This window comes from Bacillus sp. TH30 (assembly GCF_016650875.1).
Lineage (GTDB): Bacteria > Bacillota > Bacilli > Bacillales > Bacillaceae_G > Bacillus_A > Bacillus_A mycoides.
In genome coordinates, this window is record NZ_JAEKEY010000002.1 from 1,945,935 (window position 1) to 1,963,241 (window position 17,307).

At 35.4% G+C, this 17,307-nt stretch carries 13 protein-coding genes and 1 pseudogene; 7 read left to right on the plus strand and 7 right to left on the minus strand.

The window, feature by feature from the left end:
- Positions 1–5 precede the first annotated feature (5 nt).
- On the minus strand, positions 6–2,948 hold the full coding sequence (gene fdhF / locus JFU20_RS12220) for a formate dehydrogenase subunit alpha (protein WP_002010447.1): 2,943 nt from the start codon (positions 2,946–2,948) through the stop codon (positions 6–8).
- A gap of 295 nt (positions 2,949–3,243) precedes the next feature.
- Between fdhF and fdhD the strand changes: the two genes are divergently transcribed.
- Together fdhD and JFU20_RS12230 are read left to right on the plus strand one after the other, a co-directional pair.
- Positions 3,244–4,050: a formate dehydrogenase accessory sulfurtransferase FdhD gene (gene fdhD, locus JFU20_RS12225; RefSeq protein WP_002125147.1), complete on the plus strand. Its 807-nt coding sequence runs from the start codon at positions 3,244–3,246 to the stop codon at positions 4,048–4,050.
- Between the two features lie 500 nt (positions 4,051–4,550).
- Complete coding sequence (locus JFU20_RS12230; protein ID WP_002010444.1) at positions 4,551–5,057, plus strand: GNAT family N-acetyltransferase; 507 nt, start codon at positions 4,551–4,553, stop codon at positions 5,055–5,057.
- 361 nt (positions 5,058–5,418) lie between these two features.
- On the opposite strand, the gene JFU20_RS30435 is transcribed toward JFU20_RS12230, so the two are convergent.
- Positions 5,419–5,541 (minus strand): hypothetical protein, encoded by a 123-nt coding sequence (locus tag JFU20_RS30435; protein ID WP_002010441.1) that lies wholly within the window; start codon positions 5,539–5,541, stop codon positions 5,419–5,421.
- A 333-nt stretch (positions 5,542–5,874) separates the two neighbouring features.
- Here JFU20_RS30435 and JFU20_RS12235 point away from each other — a divergent pair, with 333 nt between their 5' ends.
- From JFU20_RS12235 to JFU20_RS12245, 3 genes are all read left to right on the plus strand, one after another.
- On the plus strand, positions 5,875–6,546 hold the full coding sequence (locus JFU20_RS12235; RefSeq protein WP_002010439.1) for a response regulator transcription factor: 672 nt from the start codon (positions 5,875–5,877) through the stop codon (positions 6,544–6,546).
- 77 nt (positions 6,547–6,623) lie between these two features.
- Positions 6,624–8,087, plus strand: coding sequence for a HAMP domain-containing sensor histidine kinase (locus JFU20_RS12240; RefSeq protein WP_002010438.1), 1,464 nt, complete (start codon positions 6,624–6,626; stop codon positions 8,085–8,087).
- 146 nt (positions 8,088–8,233) lie between these two features.
- Positions 8,234–8,746, plus strand: a complete 513-nt coding sequence (locus JFU20_RS12245; protein WP_002010435.1) for a GNAT family N-acetyltransferase — start codon at positions 8,234–8,236, stop codon at positions 8,744–8,746.
- A gap of 34 nt (positions 8,747–8,780) precedes the next feature.
- Here the strand turns inward: JFU20_RS12245 and pdxR are convergent, their stop codons facing one another.
- A complete protein-coding gene (pdxR, locus tag JFU20_RS12250; protein WP_002167076.1) occupies positions 8,781–10,181 on the minus strand; it encodes a MocR-like pyridoxine biosynthesis transcription factor PdxR in 1,401 nt (466 codons plus the stop codon).
- A gap of 120 nt (positions 10,182–10,301) precedes the next feature.
- Here pdxR and JFU20_RS12255 point away from each other — a divergent pair, with 120 nt between their 5' ends.
- Together JFU20_RS12255 and JFU20_RS12260 are read left to right on the plus strand one after the other, a co-directional pair.
- Positions 10,302–11,228 carry a DMT family transporter gene (locus tag JFU20_RS12255; protein ID WP_201038649.1) on the plus strand — a complete coding sequence of 309 codons (927 nt, stop codon included), beginning with the start codon at positions 10,302–10,304 and terminating at the stop codon, positions 11,226–11,228.
- Positions 11,229–11,409: 181 nt separating this feature from the next.
- Complete coding sequence (locus JFU20_RS12260; RefSeq protein WP_002010428.1) at positions 11,410–11,934, plus strand: DUF4871 domain-containing protein; 525 nt, start codon at positions 11,410–11,412, stop codon at positions 11,932–11,934.
- Positions 11,935–12,227: 293 nt separating this feature from the next.
- On the opposite strand, the gene JFU20_RS12265 is transcribed toward JFU20_RS12260, so the two are convergent.
- The 4 genes and pseudogenes from JFU20_RS12265 to JFU20_RS12280 all read right to left on the minus strand — a co-directional run.
- The gene (locus JFU20_RS12265; protein ID WP_002010426.1) at positions 12,228–13,430 is read right to left on the minus strand and encodes an NAD(P)-dependent malic enzyme; all 1,203 of its coding nucleotides are present in this window, start codon (positions 13,428–13,430) and stop codon (positions 12,228–12,230) included.
- Positions 13,431–13,489: 59 nt separating this feature from the next.
- Entirely contained in the window at positions 13,490–14,836 is a 1,347-nt protein-coding gene (locus tag JFU20_RS12270) for a 2-hydroxycarboxylate transporter family protein (protein ID WP_201038650.1), read from the minus strand.
- Positions 14,837–14,958: 122 nt separating this feature from the next.
- Entirely contained in the window at positions 14,959–15,666 is a 708-nt protein-coding gene (locus tag JFU20_RS12275; protein WP_002063727.1) for a response regulator, read from the minus strand.
- Positions 15,663–17,270: pseudogene (locus JFU20_RS12280) on the minus strand (sensor histidine kinase); the annotation flags it as partial. The pseudogene JFU20_RS12280 and the gene JFU20_RS12275, both read right to left, overlap by 4 nt.
- Between the last annotated feature and the right edge of the window lie 37 nt (positions 17,271–17,307).

A 17,307-nucleotide genomic window follows, 5' to 3' on the forward strand; every position in this document is an offset into this window, starting at 1 on the left:
GCCCCCTAATTCTGGTCCACAAGTGATACGTATTGTTTTCTTTGCCACTTTCGCTCGATTTCAACACCATTTTGCGGATGACGTTTTTTATCTCTCGGGTTTGAAGATGGTAACGGACGATTTCCTTTTTCACGTAATACGCGCAGTTTCACCATTGTTTGTTTATAAGCTGGTGTACACGTATAAATGTCTGTTGCTGTTCCTGTTAAAATATTGATTGCCTCTTCATTTACTGTCGCATGCATCGGCAAATATAACTCATTTCCAGTTACACGATCTGTAACAAGCGCTTGTACTTTGATTTTTCCAAATGGTGATGCTAACTCTACAAGACCACCATCTTTCACATTGCGTTCTTTAGCAAGTTCAGGTGAAATTTCAACAAATACTTCAGACACTTTAGATAAAATACCAGCCGACTTATTCGTCATATTCCCTTCATGGAAATGCTCTAGCATACGGCCATTATTTAATAGTAAATCATACTCATCTGGTGCTATAACTGGCGGAACCCATTCATCTAGTGATAAACGTGCTAGTTTGTCTGGGAAGTTAAATCCATCTACATATAATAATGGTGTATCACTACCATCATGGCTACCCCAACATAAACTATTCCAGCCTTCTAGACGGTCGTACGTCGCTTGAGAGTATAACGGTGCAAGCGATGCAATTTCGTCCATAATTTCACTTGGACTTCCATAATTCCAGTCTCCGCCCAGTGCACGAGCTACTTTTTGTAAAATCCACCAATCTGGTTTTGAATCACCAAGCGGTTTCAATACTTCGTATAATCTTTGAATACGGCGCTCTGTATTCGTAAACGTTCCTTCTTTTTCTAAGCTTGGTGCTGCTGGTAAAATAACATCGGCGAAACGAGCTGTTTTCGATAAGAACATATCTTGAACAACAAGGAAGTCTAAATTCGCTAAAATATGTTGTACATGGTTGGCATTTGAATCTACTAAAGCCATTTCTTCTCCCATAACATACATACCACGCAGTTTTCCTTCTTCGGCCGCAAGTAACATTGCGATATTATTTAATCCCGGTTCTTTCGGAATGGTAGTACCGTATGCTTTTTCAAATTTCGCACGATGCACATCATCTGAAACAGCTTGGTAACCCGGAAGCCAGTTCGGTAATGTCGCCATATCACAAGCACCTTGTACGTTATTATGCCCGCGTAACGGATACGCACCGGCACCAGGACGACGGTAGTTACCTGTAACGAGAAGTAAATTTGAAATTGCTGCTGACGTTGTACTTCCTCCTGTATTTTGAGTTACACCCATTCCCCAAAGTACACAAGTACCATCTGCTTCATATACCATACGAGCCATTTCTTTTAACTGAGCTTTAGAAATCCCTGTAATTCCCTCAGTATAATCAAGCGTATATTTTTCTAGCATTTTGCTATATTCATCAAAATTCTTTACATTTTCAGCTATGAACTTTTTATCGTGCCAATCTTGATCGATAATGTATTTCGTTATCCCAGCAAGCCATACATAATCCGTCCCTTGACTCGGGTGAACAAATATATCAGCACGCTCCGCCATTTCATGTTTACGAAGGTCTGCGACAATTAGTTTTTGTTCATGTAATTTATGAGCACGCTTCACTCTAGTTGCAAGTACAGGATGTCCTTCTGTTGGATTTGCCCCAACAATAATAACAAGACCTGCCTCAGCAATATCTTTCACTGTTCCAGCATCTCCGCCCATACCGACAGTTTTAAATAAACCGTCTGTTGCTGGAGATTGGCAATAACGGGAGCAGTTATCTACATTATTTGTTCCATATATTTGACGAGCTAGTTTTTGCATAAGATAGTTTTCTTCATTTGTTACTTTCGAAGAAGAAATAAACCCAAACGCATCGCTACCATACTCTGATTTAATATGTTGCATATTAGATGCAACAACTTCAAGAGCCTCTTCCCATGAAGCCTCAACAAACATATCCCCTTGGCGAATTAACGGCTTTGTAATACGCTCTTCACTGTTCACAAAGTCCCATCCGAATTTTCCTTTTACACATGTGGAAATACCATTAACCGGTGCATCTGAAACAGGTTGCACTTTTAAAATTTGACGATCTTTCGTCCATACTTCAAATGAACAACCTACACCACAAAATGTACAAACTGTTTTTGTCTTATTAATTTTCGTCTTACGCATCGCGGACTCTACTTCTGAAACTGCTAAAATACTGCTATATCCAGGCTCTACATCTTTTACAAAATCAATCATTGGATTAAGCACATCTGGTTTTAAACCAGTCATAAATCCAGCTTCTCCTAGCATCGTTTTTTCCATTAATGCATTACAAGGACAAACTGTTACACATTGCCCACAGCTAACACAAGACGAGTCATTTATACTCACACCATTGTCCCAAATAACACGTGGACGGTCTAAACTCCAATCAATCGATAAAGTTTCATTTACTTGTAAATTTTGGCATACTTCTACACACTGCCCACAAGCAATACATTGATTTGGATCGTATCGATAGAATGGATGCGACGTATCCACTTCGCATGCACTTACTTTCGGTTCATATGGATATTTCTGTTCTTCAATCTCCATCATATGTACTGTATTATGGACTTTACAGTTACCATTATTGTTATCACATACTGTACAATACAATAAATGATTCTCTAATATTCGATCCATCGCTTCAGTTTGTGCTTCCTTTGCACGTTCCGATTGCCTCTCAATATGCATGCCATCTTCCAACTTCGTCGAACAGGCACGTAGTAAACTTCCATTCACTTCTACAATACATGTATCACAAGTTTGAATAGGATCTACCTCTGGTACATGACAAATTTGAGGATGTTCTAAATTACTTTCGTTAAACAATTGGAGTATCGTCTTTTCACCTGATACGAAAAATTCTTTACCATCAACGGTTACACGGACTGTCTGTTCTGTCATAGTTTCCCCTCTCCTTACAACTAACTGTACAACACAATTATGAATCCGTTTTCATAATTGTGTTGTACATATTTTTGAAGCGCCCTGTTGAAATACTTTCCTTTGGAAGTCGATTCTAGATGTTATAAGGTATAACTACGAAAGCTTGAAAATGTCGCTATTCTACAAATCTATTATATCGTACATATACAATAATAACCAAAATAATCTGCCATCTTCTTGTTAGTAGATGCTTTTGTTTTTTCGATGTTTTATGATAAATATGGAGAAAAATACATATAAAGGGGAATTTAATATGGGGCCTATTCAAGAAACATATACAATTGTACGTTATCAATCTGGTACATTTTCAAAACAAACCGATGAGGTTGTTACGGAATCTCCTATTACAATTAAATTAAATAGCGAAGAATACGTAACAGTTGTATGCACTCCTAATTACATTGAAGATATGGTAACCGGTTTTTTAATTTCTGAAGGAATTATTTCTTCTTATAAAGATATTGAAGAATTATGGATCCAAAAAGAAAACGGAATTGTCCATGTAAAATCATCAAAAATTAATCCGCTCTATCAAACTTTATATAATAAACGGTACGTAACTTCTTGTTGCGGGAAAAGTAGACAAGGCTTTGTTTTCGTCAACGATGCAGCAAAAGCAAAAAAGTTACATGATATACATATAACTATTACTCCGGAAGAATGTTTTCACCTAATGACTTCCTTACAACAATCTTCAACTACATTTCGCCAAACGGGTGGTGTGCATAATACCGCTTTATGTGATCGAAATAACATTCTTTTATCAAGAATGGATATCGGAAGACATAATGCGCTAGATAAAATATACGGTCATTGTTTACGAAACAATATCTCTGTTCAAGGGAAAATCATTGCGTTTAGCGGACGCATCTCATCTGAAATTTTGTTAAAGGTTTCAAAAATAGGTTGCGAAATTGTTCTATCTAAATCAGCTCCAACTAAACTAGCTCTGCAACTCGCCCACGATTTAGGTATTACCGTAGTAGGATTTATTCGAAATGGATCTTGCAATATTTATACACATCCGGAACGAATCGATGGCTACAAAATAAACGATTGAATACGTAAAAGAAAGTGAAAATTTAATCAGTGGAGGGTTTTTCCCTCCTCACTGATTATTAGCCCAACCAATCGGGCTTTTACGGGCAATCCGACTCCCACGAATAGTTGGATAAAAATGACTCCTTTACAAAGCGGGAATTTTAGTTATAAAAATGTAACATATTAAAACCTTGAATAGTTAATAAAGTTAATATATAATTTCATTACATAAAGTGAAACTATAATCAGTGGGGGTGTTCATCCCCCACTGATTATTAGCCTTCACCAATCGGGCTTTTACGGGCAGCCCGACTCCCACCTAACTTCTTTGCTCCAGCCGAATTTTGAGGTAGGAGTTTTACTGCCCGCAAATAGCGGGATAAATAAAATGAAAACATAGTAGCATAATCTTTTCATTCTTTTACAAATTAAGAAAGAATAGTCACAGAATACATTTAACTAAACTTAATCTTACAAAGTTAATGAATTAAATTTGAATCAATCTAGGAGGTTACAACTATGGAAATTCGCTTATTAACAACAGAGGATGCAGAAATTTATTTGAAAGTGTGTATGGAAGGTTTAATGAAAAACCCTGAGGCTTTTAGCTCTTCTTATGAAGATGTTCTTAAACAGGAAAACCCTGTCGCTGCTATGGCAAAGCGATTAAGCAATCCGGATAAGTATACTCTAGGTGTCTTCAAAGATAATGATTTAATCGGTATTGCTACTCTAGAAACAAAACCATTTATTAAGCAAGAGCATAAGGCAAAAATCGGCTCCGTTTTTGTTTCTCCAAAAGCGCGTGGCCTCGGTGCAGGACGAGCTTTAATTAAAGCGATTATTGAAAATGCCGATAAATTACATGTAGAACAGCTTATGCTTGATGTTGTCGCTGATAACACTGCTGCAAAAAAATTATATGAGTCCCTCGGCTTCCAAACTTACGGTGTGCAAGAACGGTCCTTAAAACATAATGGCCAATATTGGGACGAAGAGCATATGGTTTTATTCTTAAATAATTAACATTTTAATATAATTTTTCAAAAGCATCTTCTTATTAATTAAGATGCTTTTTTCATTACAACAATGTAATCTTCATGTCACCTTTATCGATCGTTCCAATCCTTTCCATTCGTTATACTAAAAATATAAAGTGAAACTTCACTCAGCGAGGAGGATCCGTCTCCCGCTAATTATTAAATGAACGTATAGCATGCAATTGATATGTGGAGGAGAATGTAACATGAAACAAAACAAACAAGCTATCTTTTTAATATTTGCTACAGCAATTATAACTTCTGGACTGGCAATTCTACCTTGGTTTATTATATAGAACACATTAAAAAAGCTTATTGCTTCTTAAGAAGCAATAAGCTTTTTTCTATTATAAAATCCCGAAAAATTTATTTACACAACTTATCATAATAAGCATAGATACCGCAACACACATTACAATCGCATTACGATCTTGCTTTTCTTTTTGTAAAAGTTCTACTTTTTTACTCATGTGTACAATCCCCTTTATATTAAAAAAAGTGTGAGATAGGAAATTTTTCTTATCCGATGCGAGGTGAATACGAAAACCCTCTCTATCTCACATACACAATAGAATGGAATTGTCATTTTATAAATAAAATGACATGACGTTATGTCGCAACATAGGGTATTTGTGTCGCTACGTTTTCTATTATAAAAAATAGTTGTGCAAAACTAGTGCATTTTTTATGTCAATTGCCCTGATTGAAAAAATCAGCCATCCATTCAATCACATAAAAAGAGTTTTTTATTATTTTCATGTAAACTATACAAGTAGAATGAATAGTTTGGGGTGCACAAGATTATGGTGAAAATTTTATTAGTAGACGATGAAGAACGTATGTTACGATTGTTAGATCTGTTCTTAAGCCCTCGTGGCTATTTTTGTATGAAAGCTACTTCTGGCCTTGAGGCGCTAGAATTAATCGAACAAAAGGACTTCGATATTATTTTATTAGATGTTATGATGCCGAATATGGATGGGTGGGATACTTGCTATCAAATCCGTCAAATTTCCAACGTTCCAATTATTATGCTAACAGCTCGCAACCAAAATTATGATATGGTCAAAGGCCTGACCATGGGAGCAGATGACTATATTACAAAACCATTTGATGAGCATGTATTAGTTGCACGAATTGAGGCCATATTACGCCGTACGAAGAAAGACGGATTTGTTAGCTTCAATGGTATTGAGTGGGATAAAACGAAACATACTGTTACCGTTTATGGTGAAAGAATCTCACTAACTCCTATTGAATTCTCGTTACTTGGACTCTTTTTACAAAATACAAACCGTGCTTACAGCCGTGATGATTTAATTGAAAAAATTTGGGGATATCAAACAGACATCGAATACAGAACTATCGATTCACATATTCGTAATATCCGTGATAAATTACGCAAAAAAGAATTTCCAGTTGAAGATTACTTAGAAACCGTCTATAAAGTCGGATATAAATGGAAAAGTGAATAATTACTTTAATCAGTGGGGATGGATAAAACCCCACTGATTAAAGTTTCACTCTATATGAAATAAGGTATGGTGAGAAAATGAGCAAACTTTCCCTTAAAGTTGGGACATACTTTTTAATATTAGCTTTATGTATTGAGACAATCGCTTTCGTATCTTTTTATAAGAACCTTTCAAACATACGCATTGAAGAGGAAACTCTTGCTCTTTTAGAGAAAGGAAATCGCTATAGTAAAATGATTAAAAACCGCGCGAAGTGGGGTGCATATTCTAAAGAAAAGAAACTCACAGAAAGCGCTGAACACAGTAAACGGCCTAAACGTGCTGTGTACCCCGAGTTTGATATCAACACTGCGGCTGAACACTTAGTTGAATCAGAATTAATTGCTAACTCTGATATAGCTATCATTATAACAGACAATAACGGCAAAATTATTTCTACCTCAGAACCCGTAACGAAAGAAATGCAAAAACAACTTACTTGTAAAACAGAGACTATCCCAGAAGGTGGATTAATCGTTGAAAAAAACTGGAAAAAATCAAAATTCATCTCAACAGTAAGCCCGCTGGAAATTCAAGGATTTCAAGGTAAGTTATATATGTTATTAAAGACATCTTTCTTAGAAAATATGTTACTTAAACTCATGAATCAATTTCTTATCATTAGTGTTTTGACAATTATTTTAACTACTATTTCTGTCTTTGTTTTTTCTCGTGTTATTACAGAACCGCTTATAAAAATGAAGCGGGCGACAGAAAAAATGTCGAAATTAAATAAGCCGATTCAATTAGGAATTAAACGAAATGATGAACTTGGAAGCTTAGCAAAAACGATTGAAGATTTATCTAGTGAACTTACGTATATGAAAAAAGAACGAAACGAATTTCTCGCTAGTGTAGCGCATGAATTACTAACCCCATTAACCTATATGAAAGGTTATGCAAAGGTAGCAAAAAGAGATTCTCTAACGAAAGAAGAACGTGAAGAATACTTACAAATCATTGAAGACGAAACGGATAGTGTAACTGATCTCGTACAAGATTTATTTATGCTCGTACAATTAGAGCAACATCAATTCGTTATTAAAAAACAAAAAATGCTCCTGAGGCCATTTTTAGAACGCATGGTTGAAAAAACAAAAACAACATTAACGAACAAACAAATGCAAATTCATGTATACTGTAAAAATGATTTAGAAGTTTGTATAGATGAAAGGCGTATGGAACAAGTGATGTTAAATTTATTGCATAATGCTTATCAACATTCGCTAGAAAACACTTCTATAACAATACGTGTACTAGCCAGTGCGAATACTTTTACAATAAGTATACAAGATGAAGGTGAAGGTATTCCTGAAGAAGATATCCCACACATTTTCGATCGCTTTTATCGTGTCGATAAATCTAGAACACGAGCTACAGGTGGAAAAGGTATCGGGCTGGCTGTTGCAAAAGAAATTGTAGAACTTCATAATGGTTCTATTGAAGTTAAAAGCGAAGTAGAAGTCGGAACAGAATTTATAATTGAATTACCATTTGAATAATATATGCGTAAAATCACCAGTAGTAGTCAACACTACTGGTGCTATTTTATTTATAAAACCAACTATTATAAGCTAAGCTTTTGAAATTATTCTTATTTCAATATAAAATATAGGTATAACTGTCAAAGATTTGGAGGGTGATACAATTGGATATCCATGTATTAACAAAAGACGAAGCAGCAATTTACTTAGAACTTCGAGTAGAAGGATTAAAACAAAATCCGGAAGCTTTCAGCTCTTCTTATGAAGATATTATTAATAAAGAGTGTGCTATTGAATATAAAGCCCAAAAATTAGCACAAGATGAGAACTATACGCTAGGTGCATTTAAAGATGGCACTTTAATCGGAGTTGCAACACTGGAAACGAAACCATATGTAAAACAAGAACATAAAGCAAAAATCGGTTCAGTATACGTGTCTCCAAAAGCACGTGGACTTGGAGCGGGAAAAGCACTTATTAAAGAATGTCTTGAGCTTGCTAAATCTTTAGAAGTAGAGCAAGTTATGCTTGATGTTGTTGTCGGAAACGATGGTGCAAAAAAACTTTATGAGTCATTAGGCTTTAAAACATTTGGCGTGCAAGAACGTTCATTAAAATATAACGGACAATATTGGGATGAAGAGCATATGGTTCTTTTCCTAGATGAAGAAAAGTAATAAAAAAACATCCTCCATTTATGAGGATGTTTTTTTACTTTCTTGTAAACCATGCTGTATATAATAATTGAATGGCCTCTTCAATTTCTTCCTCTAATAAAGTCGCAAATCCGAGCAATACTGTACTTTTGGGAGAAGTCCCTTCCTTATAATATATCGAAGCAGGATACACTTTAATACTCCTTTCAGCTGCAGCTTCCATTAATTCTTTCTCTTCCATCCCATTATGCACTTTTAATAAAATATGTAGGCCGGAATCTTCCCCTATTACTTCAATGCGATTAGAAAAATATTTTTCTAATACAGAAACAAGACGGTCTCTCTTCTTTCGGTACACAACACGCATTTTATGAATATGTTTTTCCCAATGCCCGTCATTTAAAAATTTCCTAATGATCTCTTGATCCATTCTTGAAACGCTTTGTGTGTAAAATAAATATTGCTCCTGATACTGCTTAATGAGCGGTTTTGGCAACACCATATAACTCATTCGTAATGATGGCAATAGCGCTTTAGACAGCGTCCCCATATAAATTACTTTCCCATCTCTATCTAACCCTTGCAGCGCTGGAATCGGCTTTCCTGAATAACGGAATTCACTATCATAATCATCTTCAATAATATATCTTCCTTCATCTTTTTTTGACCATTGTAAGAGCTGCATCCTTCTCGTAATCGGCATAATCATCCCATATGGAAACTGATGAGAAGGTGTAACAAACACAATATTAGCTGAACTATTTTCTAACTCTGAAATACAAATACCATCTTTATCTAAAGATAACATTTGAACATTTTGTTCACCCTGCTCGAAAACAACCATCTTTCGGTGGTAGCCTGGATTTTCAACTGCATAACCACTTCCTTTTAACAATTGAAATAACAACTTCACTAATATTTGCGTACCAGCTCCGATTACAATTTGACTAGCCGAACATCGCACACCTCTTGATTCATATATATAGCTCGCTATTTCTTCACGCAAGCTCACTTCACCTTGTGGATGTCCAAGAAAAAGTAATTCTTTATTCTCTAATTGCCATACCTCGTTCGTAATTTTTCGATATACATGAAACGGAAAAGTATTAGTATCCACACCCGTTTGAGTGAAATCAAATTTATACTCCTTATCTTGAAAAGGTGCTTCTCCTATTACCTCTTCGCTGCCTTCCACATGAATCATTTGCTCGATTTCACATACAAAATAACCTTTTCTAGAAATCGACTCAATATATCCTTCGGCAAGAAGTTGCTCATAAGCAGCTTCAACTGTATTTTTACTCACTTGTAAATATGTCGCCAGCTTCCTCTTAGCCGGTAATTTCGTAAGGGCCGAAATCGTTCCATCTTTAATTTCTTTTTTTATATATTCATACAATTGTACATACAATGCCGTCTTACTATTTGCATTCAAATTAGGCGTTAATTCTAACACAATAACTGACCCCTTTCAAAAACACATAACTGATACTTTTTACAGTATCAGAAGTTCTATATAATTCCTTTTATCATGTAACGCATTAATAATCAAATACTAGAGAGGAGATGCATGATAATGAACAAAAGTAGACGTACTGGACTTATTATGATTATTACAGGAGCCACATTATGGGGATTATCTGGACCGATGATTCAATGGCTATTTCAACATACTAACGTATCATCACTTGATTTTTTAACAATTCGCTTGTTGCTTGCAGGAATATTTATTTTGTCTTTCTTACTAATAAAGAAACAAAACATATTTCAAATTTGGAAACACCCTAGACATTCTATACAGCTTATTATTTTCTCTATTCTTGGCATGCTTGGTGCGCAGTACGCTTTTATCGAAACTGTTCATATTAGTAATGCGGTCACAGCAACACTCTTTCAATTTCTAGGCCCTGTTCTTATTACAATGTATGTTGCATTTGAGCAAAGAAAATTCCCTGCTTCTATGCAAATACTCGCAATTATAACTGCGCTAACAGGAACATACTTTATTATTACAAATGGCTCAATCGAAAATATTGTTTTATCTAAAGCAGCCATTATTTTCGGACTATTAACGGCAATAGGATTTGCATTTTATACCCTTCATCCAGCTTCTCTCATTAAAGAATGCGGAACAACTGTAGTAATTGGTTGGGGGATGTCAATTGGAGGGATTGCACTGCTTATTTGTAATCGTTCTTTTGGGTGGAGTCAGATTTCGCAAACTTTCACACTTCAAACTTTTTCTATGCTTATTCTTATCATTATAAGTGGCACTCTTTCTTTCCTTCTTTATATCGGGAGTCTTAAATATTTAGCAGCAACAGAAACAAGTATTTTATCTAGCATTGAACCACTTGTAGCTGCCATCGTTTCAATCGCTTGGCTTAATGAATCTTTTGGAGCATATCAATTATTAGGCGGAGTATGTATCGTCCTTTCTGTTATTTTCTTAACAATGCCTCAAAAAGAGAGAGAACCAACCTTTTCAACTGAACAAATATAAAGTGAAACTTTAATCAGTGGGGGGTTCCATCCCCCACTGATTATTAGCCCTCACCAATTGGGATAGAAAATGTCAAAAGAGGTCGTACAAAACTTACGACCTCTTTTTATGATTTAAAGGAATTGTCTCGTCTTCTAGCAAATACAATTACACTAACAATAAAAATTAGGAGTGTGGCACCATGAAAAAAATCGGAACTATGCTACTTTTCTCCTTCCTCATTACTGGCTGCGCGCAATCGCAACCCGATTCAAATGTACCTAAAAAAGAAGTAATAGAAACGTCATCCTCTCAAATTAACGCACCTTCCTTTTTTCACCTTAGTGTCTTAAAAGATGTAAATTGGGAAGAAGCACCATCATTCGTAGAAGGAAAAATACCGTTAAAAGGCATTGAAAGAAAAATTGCAATGGCTGATAGCTCTATTATCGCAAATGAGCAAAATGAAATAATGTGGTTCTTCCTAGATCCTGAAATGCCAACTGGAAAACTATCTATTATCGCGTTAAAACAAGGAACTACAACTCCAACACCAGTACTCTTTCAAAAAGAAACCTCCAAACAAACTTGGACTACTTCAAATACAGTCGATACAACCGTAAAGGAACTCCCTCTCGTAATGTCACTACCTTCATCTGGATTATGGGTATTAAACATATATGTGAATGAAAGATATTATGATCAATTTGTAATCAATGCCGAATAAAGTGACAAAACTGAAACACTTCCTTACAACAATGTAATTTCTACGTCACGTACTTCGATAGGTGGATTATCTCTCTTCTCTTATACTTAAAGTAAGAAATGACGCGAGGAGAGATGAGAGATGAAAAAAATGATAGAAGTGATCGTAGCAGTAACTGAGGTTTTAATAAATGGTAAACAAGTTGCAATGGAGTTAAATAAATAATGAAAGGGGCTTGAATAAATTTACACTTCTTCATTATTTTGATTTCTTATCTCAAAAAAAGCAGTGCCTTTTTAAGGCGCTGCTTTTGACTATTTATAACTTGGCATTTTCGTAATTTGTGCCACACCTGAATCAATGGCTGCTTTCGCTACTACTTCTGCAACACTTGGAACAACTCTTTTATCTAATGGATTTGGAATTACATAATTCGCATTACGCTCTTCGTCCGTAATTATGTTAGCGATCCCATATGCTGCTGCTAATTTCATCTCTTCTGTAATATCAGTCGCGCGTACGTCTAATGCACCACGGAATATACCAGGGAACGCTAATACATTATTTACTTGATTTGAATAATCAGAACGACCAGTTCCAACTACAGCAGCTCCAGCTTCTAATGCATCTTCTGGGAATATTTCTGGAATTGGATTCGCCATTGCAAACACAATCGCTTTCTCATTCATCGTCTGTACAAGTTCTTTCGTTAATACGTTAGGAGCAGATACGCCAATGAAAATATCAGCCTGATGAATCGCTTCTTTTAATGTTCCACGCACATATTCACGATTTGTCTTCTTTGAAACTTCGATTTGTGCTTCGTTCATCCATGTTTCACCTTCACAAACAATACCTTCTAAGCTAACTAACGTAATATGTTTTGCGCCAGCTTTTAATAATAATTTCCCAATTGCAATTCCTGCCGAACCCGCACCGTTAATAACAATTTTCACATCATCCATTTGTTTACTTACAACTTTTAATGCATTAATAACAGCTGCTAAAACGACAATAGCCGTCCCATGCTGATCATCATGAAATACAGGAATATTCGTTTCTTCTTTTAATCGTTTTTCAATTTCAAAGCAACGTGGCGCTGCAATATCTTCTAAATTAATACCTGCAAATGTAGGTTCTAAATTTTTCACAAGGGTAACGATTTCATCCACATCAGTCGTACCTAAACATAGCGGGAAAGCATCTACATTCGCAAACTTCTTAAATAAAATACTTTTCCCTTCCATAACAGGCATAGCCGCTTTCGGTCCAATATTCCCTAAACCAAGTACTGCAGTTCCATCTGAAACAACTGCAACCATATTCCCTCGTGCTGTATAGTCATAAGCTGTTTCCTCATCTGCCGCAATTGCTTTGCAAGACTCCGCTACACCTGGTGTATAAGTCAAACTTAAATCATCCGCTGTATTCACTTCTACTTTACTTGTAATCTCAATTTTCCCTACTAACTCTTTATGCAATAACAATGATCTTTCATTAATTTGATTTTCTAACATACTTATAATCTCCCCTTAATTTGACAAGCTAGCTATATGAATATAGCTAGCTTGTTTGATCATGAAAACATTTTTAATAAAATTGTCGCTGTTACGACCATTGCAGCCCCACCTAAACGCGTTGAAATTTGTGCGAACGGCATTAATTCCATACGATTTGAAGCTGATAAAATAGCAACATCTCCAGTTCCACCTAAGCCACTATGACATCCAGTTACAATCGCTGATTCAACTGGATACATTTTCATCACTTTCCCTACAAGAAAACCTGACGCTACCATTGTAAGAACAACCGATGCGCACACAACAACATATCCTACCGAAAGAACTGCTGCTACGTCTTTTAACGGAATATATAGCAATCCTAACCCGACCATTAACGGCCAAGTTAAATTCTTTGAAATAAATTTATATAAATGGAATGCTCCTTGCTCCATTTTTGCTGGCATTAATTTAAAGTATTTCACAAGTGCTGCTGAGAAAATCATAATGATTGCCCCAGGAATACCGATGAACTTAGAAGCAAATCCTCCGAAGATGAAGAACGTACATGCAATTAATAAACCTGCTCCCATTAATGAGAAGTCAATTGGCTTCTCTGTATTTTGTTCTTTTAATAAATCTGCTTGATTGCCTGTTTTCACTAATACACCGTTACCACTAAGCTCCGGTTTCTTCTCACCTAAACGCTTCATATACCCTGCACTCACGATTGCAAACATATTCCCAATAATAGCTGCCGGAATAAGCTGTGATACAAATGTTGCTGATGATTCATTTAAAATATCACTATAAGCTAGCGACAATGGTAAAATCCCTTCCCCGATACCACCACTCACAATTGGTACGATGATAAAGAAGAATGTCTGCTTCATTTTAAATCCAAATAGTGAACCGACTAATAAGCCCACTGCTACAGAAGCTAACGTCCCTACTACTAAAGGAATAAACATACGAACGAAACCCTGCACTAACACTTTACGGTTCATTCCTAAAATACTTCCAACTACTAAACAAGAAATATATAAATATAAAAAGTTCGATTTTTTCATTAACATAGTCGCAGCTTCCATTGAAGCTGGATTCATCCAGTTAAAAAATACAAGTAACGATGGAATAAATAATGAGAGAATTGCTGGACCACCGATATTTTTTAATATCGGAATTCTCATTCCAATATCACCTAAGAAAATACCCATGATCATAATAACTGCAAAACCACCAATCATATCTGCTGGTAATTTATTATATACAGATGCTCCATAAATAATAGCAGCCAATACTACGTATAACGGTAAAGGTATAACACCGATTTTAACGTTCATAATTTTAGAAGCGAAAGATTCACTTTTCAATTCATTGCCTTCAGAAAATGATACCGCTTCCACATTCTTTTGAATTCCCATATGGCACCCCCTTGTTTTCTTAATAACAATATTAAAACGCTTTCAATAGTAAAAATAGTTTTTGTAAGTTTTGTAATTGGTTTTGTAATTAAAAAAAGTATAAGCGACCTATAATAAGTCGCTTATACGTAAAAGTCTATTTTATTCCGGTCAATACACCTTAATTTACTCACCGGTCTTCCCACATTTTGATACACCATTTCATTCTCTAATACTCCGATTTCAGTCAAAAACATTACATACTTTCGAATAGAAACTCTCGAAACCCCTACTAATTGCGCCATTTCATCAGTTGTAAATGCTTGTCCATTAAGCGATGCGATTTTCTGCCAAATGAGTTGCAATGTTTGCTTTGTTAATCCTTTCGGAAGCTCTTTAGTGACAGTTGGCTCTCTTCTTTCTTTTTGCAAAATTAATGAATCTAATTCCGATTGACTAATTTTTTGTTGTTCTTTCATGAAAGTAAATTTTTCTCGATATACAGTTAACGCCTCTTTAAATCGTTCAAATGTAAAGGGTTTAATTAAATAATCTACAACCCCGTATTGTAATGCTTTTTTGATACTTCCCATATCATGCACAGCCGAAATCATCATAATATCAATTTCTTTTTCTTGATTTCGAATATACATTAACAGCTCAAATCCAGTCTCCTCAGGCATAAAAATATCAAGTAATATGAAGTCTACCCGTGACTTCTCTAATACTTCTATCGCTTCTTTAACTGAGTTAACTGCATGAACAAGTTCAAATCCTCCCACTTGCTCTAAATAATGTGTATTTAACATTGCCACCATCGGATCATCTTCTACAATTAAAACTTTAATCATATTTGCTTCTCATCCCTACTATTAGGTATTTCAATTGTTATCGTTGTTCCTTCTCCTACCAATGAATGAATATGAATTTCCCCATTTATTCGCTGTATACTTTCTTTTACAAGATACAAACCATAACCGCGATTATCTCCCTTTGTGGAATAACCTTTTGTAAATAATGCATCCATCTCCTCTTCTTGTATACCTTTCCCCGCATCTTGTACTGTAATAGTTAATGTGTCTGTGTCCCCATACTGTATACCAACTTCAACTTGCTTCTTTTTACAATTCGCTACCGCATCTAACGCATTATCAATTAAGTTTCCGACAATCGTAATAAGTTCATGAATCATACTTTCATCATATATTTCTGGTAAATAAGAGCCTTCACTTATAATTAACTTTATATTTTTCTCTCTAGCATAGCTAAGTTTACCTAATAAAAAACCAGCAAATACTGGGCTTTGAATTTTTTTCATAATCCCCCCAATTTCATATTGATGCTCTGATACCATACTACTTACATATTTCTGCAATTCTTCATACTGTTTCATATGTGTTAGCCCTAATACGACATGCATTTTATTCATAAATTCATGAGATTGTGCCCGTAATGCTTCCGCATATAGCCTAATACCAGTTAATTCTTCTGCCAATTTTCTGATTTCTGTTTTATCACGAAATGTTGCAATCGCACCAACTATTTCTCCTTTTACATATAAAGGAACACGATTCGTAACAATCGTAATCCCATAAATTTTTTGTTCTTCGTTTAATTGTACCTCTCCTGTTTGCAACACTTCTTTTATACGTGAATTCGGCATATACAATTCAACATCTTTACCAATAAAGTCTTCTTCAAGTCCACTTTTCTTAAATAGCCGTTTTGCTTCATTATTAATTAACGTTACTTTCGCTTCTTTATCTACAGCAATAATACCTTCTTTGACCGATTGTAACATCGTATTTCTTTCTTCAAGAATTTTCGCTATCCTGTGCGGTTCCAGACCAAACAGACTCTTCTTTATATGTCTAGCTAGCAATATCGCTCCTATAATGCCAATTAACAATCCAACTCCGACACCAATATAAATAATATGTCTACTTTCCTTAACTCTTTCTTTTACATTATCTGCTGAAATACCAACAGCAACCGCACCAAGCTGTTCACCTGTGTCAGCAAAAACAGGAACGAATACTCGCATTGAAATCCCTAAAGTTCCTTCTGCTAAAGATACGTGTTCCTTTCCCTTCAATACCGTTCCTTCATCCCCTCCAACGAAATGAAGACCTATTTTTTGAGGATTTGGATGAGACTTTCTTATCCCATCCATGTCCATAACGACAATAAATTGAACACCTGTATTTTTTAATATCCTATTTGTATACGTTTGGATGGCGGATGTATCTGCTTTCCCAATTAAACCATCGATTACCACCGAATCATTCGCTACAATATGTGCAATCGTTTTTGCCTTCTCTGCTTGGCTTTCTTCTGTCGTTCGTTCAACATTATGGCTGATTAAAATATCTGTCACAAGTAAAGAAAAAATGACAACGGTACATACTAATAATGTAATCGTTTTCCATAAATTCCATAGTCTTTTTCTTTTTTCATCCCGTTAATGACTCCCCTAATTGCTGAATAGAAAA

Bases quoted from the DNA above. Each gene is read 5' to 3' on its own strand.
- fdhF (WP_002010447.1), bottom strand. From the start codon at position 2,948: ATGACAGAACAGACAGTCCGTGTAACCGTTGATGGTAAAGAATTTTTC.
- fdhD (WP_002125147.1), top strand. From the start codon at position 3,244: ATGGGGCCTATTCAAGAAACATATACAATTGTACGTTATCAATCTGGT.
- JFU20_RS12230 (WP_002010444.1), top strand. From the start codon at position 4,551: ATGGAAATTCGCTTATTAACAACAGAGGATGCAGAAATTTATTTGAAA.
- JFU20_RS30435 (WP_002010441.1), bottom strand. From the start codon at position 5,541: ATGAGTAAAAAAGTAGAACTTTTACAAAAAGAAAAGCAAGATCGTAAT.
- JFU20_RS12235 (WP_002010439.1), top strand. From the start codon at position 5,875: ATGGTGAAAATTTTATTAGTAGACGATGAAGAACGTATGTTACGATTG.
- JFU20_RS12240 (WP_002010438.1), top strand. From the start codon at position 6,624: ATGAGCAAACTTTCCCTTAAAGTTGGGACATACTTTTTAATATTAGCT.
- JFU20_RS12255 (WP_201038649.1), top strand. From the start codon at position 10,302: ATGAACAAAAGTAGACGTACTGGACTTATTATGATTATTACAGGAGCC.
- JFU20_RS12260 (WP_002010428.1), top strand. From the start codon at position 11,410: ATGAAAAAAATCGGAACTATGCTACTTTTCTCCTTCCTCATTACTGGC.
- JFU20_RS12265 (WP_002010426.1), bottom strand. From the start codon at position 13,430: ATGTTAGAAAATCAAATTAATGAAAGATCATTGTTATTGCATAAAGAG.
- JFU20_RS12270 (WP_201038650.1), bottom strand. From the start codon at position 14,836: ATGGGAATTCAAAAGAATGTGGAAGCGGTATCATTTTCTGAAGGCAAT.
- JFU20_RS12275 (WP_002063727.1), bottom strand. From the start codon at position 15,666: ATGATTAAAGTTTTAATTGTAGAAGATGATCCGATGGTGGCAATGTTA.